Origin of the sequence: Mycobacterium sp. E740, assembly GCF_001672895.1 — a bacterium.
Lineage (GTDB): Bacteria > Actinomycetota > Actinomycetes > Mycobacteriales > Mycobacteriaceae > Mycobacterium.
In genome coordinates this window covers 1-5,678 of the sequence record NZ_LZKP01000158.1, presented here as the reverse complement: position 1 = coordinate 5,678, position 5,678 = coordinate 1, and the positions used below count along the sequence as shown (strand labels likewise).

Below are 5,678 nucleotides of genomic sequence, written 5' to 3'. Positions count from 1 at the left end.
GGTGATCAGCACCATGATCGCGAAGATCAGGATCATCGACGCGATCACCGCGATCAGGAGGTCGACCGTGACGCCGTTCTGCATGTCGCTGTAGAGCGACGCCGTGCCGGCCAACGAGACCTTCGCATTCTCCAGCGGCGTGCCCTTGACGGCGTCGGCGACCGTGTCCCTGATCCCCGCGACGTGGTCGATCCCGTCCACCGACGCCGGATCGCCCTGATGGGTGATGATGAACCGCACCGCCTTGCCGTCCGGTGAGACGAACATCTTCAGCCCGCGTTCGAAGTCCGGGTTCTTGAAGACCTCCGGCGGCAGGTAGAACGAATCGTCGTTCTTGGCCTGGTCGAAGTACAGCCCCATCTCCGTCGCGCCCTGCGCGAGTTCCTGTGAGTGCGCCTGGATTCCGGCCATCGTGCTGTGCGTGGAGAGCATGAAGTCACGCATCGTCTTCATCGACTGGATGGTCGGCGGGATCGTCGACAACAGCTGCGGCATCAACGCGTCGAGCTGGTCGAGATCACCGGAGATGCCCTGGATCTTGTCGGCCAGCTGGTCGATCCCGTCGAGCGAATCGAAGAGCGAGCGCATCGACCAGCAGACCGGGATGTTGAAGCAGTGCGGTTCCCAGTAGAAGTAGTTGCGGACCGGCCGGAAGAAATCGTCGAAGTTCGCGATGCTGTCGCGCAGCTCGTTGGTGGTGTCGACCATGTCGTGGGTCCGGATCACCATGTCGTGGGTGGTCGCGTTGAGTTGCTGCATCAGGCCGTACATCCGCTCGAGATTGGCGACTGTCTTACTCAGTTCGTCGGCCTGCTCGAGCATCTGAGCGGTGTTGTCGTTCATCACTTTTGCCGTCTGCAGCGTTCCCGAGTTCTGCATCGCGATCTGGAACGGGATCGAACTGTGCTCGATCGGGGCACCCAGGGGACGCGTGATGGTCTGCACCCGCTCCACCCCGCGGGTGTGGAACACGGCTTTGGCGACGCGGTCGATGGTCAGCATGTCCGACGAGTTGCGCAGGTCGTGATCGGCTTCCAGCATCAGCAGCTCGGGGTTCATCCGCGACTTCGAGAAGTGCTCCTGCGCGGCCGCCATCGACACGTTGGCCGGCATCTCGGCGGGCGTGAACTTGTCGTCGTTGTACTGCGGCACATAGGTCAGCAAGCTGATGAAGCCGATGATCGCGACCGCCGAGGTGGCCACGATGATGGGCCCGGGCCACCGGACCACAGCCGTGCCGACCTTGCGCCACCCGCGAGTCGACAGTTCCCGCTTCGGGTCGAGCAGCCCGAAGCGCGACACCACGACCAGCACGGCGGGCGCCAGCGTCAGTGCGGCCGCGACGATCACCAGCATTGCCAGCGCGCACGGCACCGCCATCGTCTGGAAGTAGGGCAACGTGGTGATCGACAGACACATACAGGCACCCGCGATGGTCAGACCCGAACCCAGGATGACGTGCGAAACACCTTGATAAGCGGTGTAAAACGCCTCTTCCCGGTCCTGACCCGTCGCTCGCGCCTCGTGATAGCGACCCAAAAGGAAGATCACGTAGTCCGTGCCCGCCGCGATGGACAGCATCGTCACCATGCTGACCGCATACGGCGTCAAGCCGATGATGTTCAGGTTGCCCGCGGTGGCGGTGATGCCCTGGCCCGCAAACAGTTCGATGCCGACGATCAGCAATGCGATGAGCGTGGTGACGATCGAGCGGTAGACGATCAACAGCATCACCAAGATCACGCCGATCGACACCAGCGCCATCGTCGCCATGCTCTTGTGCCCGGCGATACTAGTGTCCGCGTTGAGCACGGTGTTGCCCGCGACGTAGGCCTTTACGCCCGGAGGCGGCGGCACCGAGTTCACGATGTCGCGCACGGCGGCCACCGACTCATGGCTCGGCGTGGTGCCCTGCGCGCCGACGAGGAAGAGCTGCACGTAAGCCGACTTGCCGTCAGGACTCTGCGAACCGGCGGCGGTCAGCGGGTCGCTCCAGAAGTCCTGGGCGAACTCGACGTGTTCGTGGTCGGCCTTCAGTTTGGCGACGATCTCGTTGTAGAACTGGTGCGCGCTGTCCCCCAGCTTGTCCTGGCCTTCGAGCACCACCATCGCAGTGGAGTCGGAATCGAACTCCTTGAACACCGAGCCGATGTTCATCATCGACGCGTAGGCCTGCGAGTTGTGCGGCGCCAGCGAAACCGCGTGCTCCTCCGCCACCGCATCGAGCGACGGGGCGAGCATGCCCAGCCCCACCGCGACGACCACCCAGAACAGGATGATCGGAATCGACAACACCCGGACGAGCCGGGCGATCAACGGGCGGCGGGGCCCCGAATGCACTGCGCTCATACGGATTTCACCAAGCAGTAGATGAACGGTTGGTATTCGTCGGTGCTGCGCTCGTCGCGCACCTGACCGTCGACGACGACTCGGCAGCGGAGTCCGTCGACACCGGCGTCACCTTGCGCGACGATGTTGGCCGACATCGACGGCAGCGTCGTCACGATCGTGTACGACCACGGCAGCGCGGCGGCGTCGATGCGGTGGGGCTGGCCGTTCTCGTCGAGGTAGTCGACGTCGACCGTGCCACCCGAACCGGTGACCTCGTAGGTGATGTGCTTGGGGTTGAACGGATCGGTGATGCCGGAGTTCGGGTCCGCAACCGGTGCCGTCGCCGGCGTGCCGAGCGTGTCGCGGATGCGGATCACCGCGTAGGCGCCCAGCGCCACCACCACTACCAACAGCAGCGGCAGCCAGAACCTCTTGAAGAGCCCGAACACGCGACCTCCTGACCCGACCATCCGGCACGCCTTCAGGCGGAACCCGAGTTCCGTGTCGCGCGCTGGGCAGCACTTTACCGGACCCGCCACCCGCGAGTTCCCCGGACGGACGCGCCGCCCCCGTGGCCCGCTTGCCCTCCGATTGCACTCACGCAGGCCGCTACTCGCACTTTCTCTGCGCGAACACAATCGGTCCGAGCGGCCCGGACCGAAATCGCTGCCGGATATATGTATGTGCTATGCATACTTAGTGACGTCGTCACGATATGAGCAACTCGACGAGCTGCTGACCCGCATCGCGGTGGCCCGGCAGCGGCCGAACTGGCGCGACCGCATTCTCGGCGGCTCGGTGACGAGCGCCTCCACGGTGCGGGTGCTGCGTGCCGTAGAACAGTGCCGACAGCTTTCGGGCGGCGCGTCCATCCGGGAGGTCGCCGATTTCCTCGCCGTCGAGCACTCGACCGCAAGCCGGTCGGTCGCGGCCGTTGTCGCCGCGGGTCTCGTGGCCAAGGCGTCGGCCGCGGACGATCAACGCCGCTGCACGCTGGTGCTCACCGACGAGGGCCGCCACGCGTTGGAGTCGGTGGCCGACCGGCGAACCGAACTCGTCGCCGAGATGATCGCCGACTGGTCCCAGAGCAGAGTCGACGCCCTGGTCGAACTCCTGGACTCGCTGACCGAACGTTTCGAACGGGTGGCCGCCCGATGACCGCCGAGGCCACCGCCCCGCCACAGCCCCGCGGCGCCCTCGGGTTGATCGTCGACCCGGTGTTCGGCGCGCTGTTCTGGGGCAAGATCTTCTCCGTCATCGCGGTGTGGACGCACGGCATCGTCGCCGCGATCGTCATGTACGACGCGACGAAGTCGGCGCTCATGGTGGGCATGGTCGGTGTCGTCCAGTTCGCCCCGCAGTTGATCCTCAGCCCGACCAGCGGCAAGTGGGCCGACACCGGCGACCCCGCCCGCCAGATTCTGTTGGGCCGCGTCCTGTGTGTCGCCGGGTCGGGCCTGACCGCGGCGTGGCTGTTCGCCGGCCCCACCAAGCACGGGATGTCGGCGGCGGTTCCGGTGCTCGTCGGCACCCTGCTGGTCGGTCTCGGCTTCGTCGTCGGCGGACCGGCGATGCAGTCGATCGTGCCGAACCTCATTCGCGACGGCGAGCTGTCGACGGCCATGGCGCTCAACAGCTTTCCGATGACCGTCGGGCGGATCGTCGGGCCCGCCGCCGGAGCGTACATCGCCGCGCACATGGGTCCGGAAACCGCGTTCGCGGTCAGCGCCGGACTGCATCTGGTGTTCGCAGTCTTCCTCGTGGCCGTCCGCTTCCCCGCCCCGCCGACCAGATCCGTCGACACGGACTACCGCGTGCGCGTGGCCCTCAGATACGTCTGGCGCGACCGCCCGCTGCTGCTCGCGCTGGTCGCGGTGGCGACCGTGGGCCTGGCCTCCGACTCCTCGATCACCTTGACGCCGTCGATGGCCGATGAACTCGGCGGCGACGCGCGCCTGGTCGGGACGCTGTCCGCGGTCTTCGGCGTCGGCGCGGCGGTCGGAATGGCGATGCTGGCGCTGATGCGCGGTCGGATGGCGGCGCACAAGGTGTCGGCGATCGGGATGAGCGGGCTCGGGGCGGGCTGCGCAGTGCTCACCGCAGCGACGGCGCCCGCAGTGGCGATCGCCGGCTTCGCGCTTGCCGGCCTGGGCTTCGGCTGGGCGATGACCGGCCTGAGCACCGTCGTGCAGGAGCGCGCGCCGGAGCAGTTGCGCGGCCGGATCATGGCGCTGTGGCTGGTCGGGTTCCTCGGTTCACGACCGATCTCGGCGGCGGTGCTGGGTGGGACGGCCGACGCGGTCAGCGTGCAGGCGGCGTTCGCCGTCGCGGCGGTGCTGTGCCTGATGGCCGCGGTGTGGTGCCGGCCGGCCAAGCTCACCGGTCCGCTGCCCGCACACGTGTAAGGGTTTGCAGCTCAGGCGGTTTCGGCGGCTTTCCGGGCGCGTTCCGTCATCGACGCGATCACTCCGCCGTCGTTGAGGATGTCCGTTCCGGTGAGGTACCCGGCTCTGGCGCTCGCGCAGAAGGCGAGCAGCTCGGCCATCTCCTCCGGCTTGCCCCACCGTGGAACCGCGGCATCGGCGACCATCGCACCGGCGCCGGCCTGCTCCTCCAGCCGTCCCATCTCGGTGTCGAAGGACCCCGGCGACACCGAGAGGATGCGCAAGCCTTTGCCGTTGAACCGTTCGGCCTGCGCCGTGCTGTACCACCGGACGAAGCTCTTGCTCAGCGCGTAGGAAATCCCCGGCCGGGCCTCCTCGGGGACGACGTCGCACGCGGCCAGCATGTCGGCCATGAACGCGTCCCGATCGGAAAGCGCTTGCGGGAACTGGGCTTTCGGGATCATCTCGTCGGGCAGCATGTGCGCGGCCATCGACGCCACGTTCACGATCGCGGCGCCCTCGGCGGCGGTCTCGAAGAAGGCCTCGTTGACGTTGACCGTGCCGATGGCGTTGGTGCGCATGACGTAGGCGGCGTCACCCATGCTCGGGCTCACGCCTGCGGTGTGGATCACCGAGGCGATCGTGCCGACGTCGGCTGCCGCCCCGAACAGGCGGTCGACCGCCTGGCGGTCGGTGACATCGCAGTGCACACCGGTGGCCTCGACGCCGAGCTCGACCAGTGCCGCCGTAGCGGCGTCGAGCCGGTCCTTGCGGACGTCACAGAGGACGACGGCGTGATCGCCGCCGACGACCTTCGCCGTCGCCTGACCCATACCGCCGGCACCGCCGGTGATGATCGACACTGGACCCATACCGGGCACGTTATACCGCCGGTGCCGTCCGGCTTCGGGGCGTCAGACTCCGACCGCGCGTTCCAGTTCCTTGAGCGACGTTTCGAGGTGG

5 protein-coding genes are annotated in these 5,678 nt (G+C 67.1%); 2 read left to right on the top strand and 3 right to left on the bottom strand.

The annotated features are described in order from the left end of the window. Both A5663_RS15190 and A5663_RS15185 read right to left on the bottom strand, forming a co-directional pair. The coding region (locus tag A5663_RS15190) for an RND family transporter (protein WP_068150571.1) at positions 1 to 2,349 on the bottom strand (2,349 nt) is incomplete at its 3' end. Continuing rightward, positions 2,346 to 2,801: an MmpS family transport accessory protein gene (locus A5663_RS15185; RefSeq protein ID WP_068150568.1), complete on the bottom strand. Its 456-nt coding sequence runs from the start codon at positions 2,799 to 2,801 to the stop codon at positions 2,346 to 2,348. The genes A5663_RS15190 and A5663_RS15185, both read right to left, overlap by 4 nt. 211 nt (positions 2,802 to 3,012) lie before the next feature. Between A5663_RS15185 and A5663_RS15180 the strand changes: the two genes are divergently transcribed. Beyond that, positions 3,013 to 3,489: a MarR family winged helix-turn-helix transcriptional regulator gene (locus A5663_RS15180; RefSeq protein WP_068150565.1), complete on the top strand. Its 477-nt coding sequence runs from the start codon at positions 3,013 to 3,015 to the stop codon at positions 3,487 to 3,489. Further along, positions 3,486 to 4,736 (top strand): MFS transporter, encoded by a 1,251-nt coding sequence (locus A5663_RS15175; RefSeq protein ID WP_068150561.1) that lies wholly within the window; start codon positions 3,486 to 3,488, stop codon positions 4,734 to 4,736. The genes A5663_RS15180 and A5663_RS15175 overlap by 4 nt, the downstream gene beginning before the upstream one ends. 11 nt (positions 4,737 to 4,747) lie before the next feature. Here the strand turns inward: A5663_RS15175 and A5663_RS15170 are convergent, their stop codons facing one another. Continuing rightward, positions 4,748 to 5,587, bottom strand: a complete 840-nt coding sequence (locus tag A5663_RS15170) for an SDR family oxidoreductase (RefSeq protein ID WP_068150558.1) — start codon at positions 5,585 to 5,587, stop codon at positions 4,748 to 4,750. Between the last annotated feature and the right edge of the window lie 91 nt (positions 5,588 to 5,678).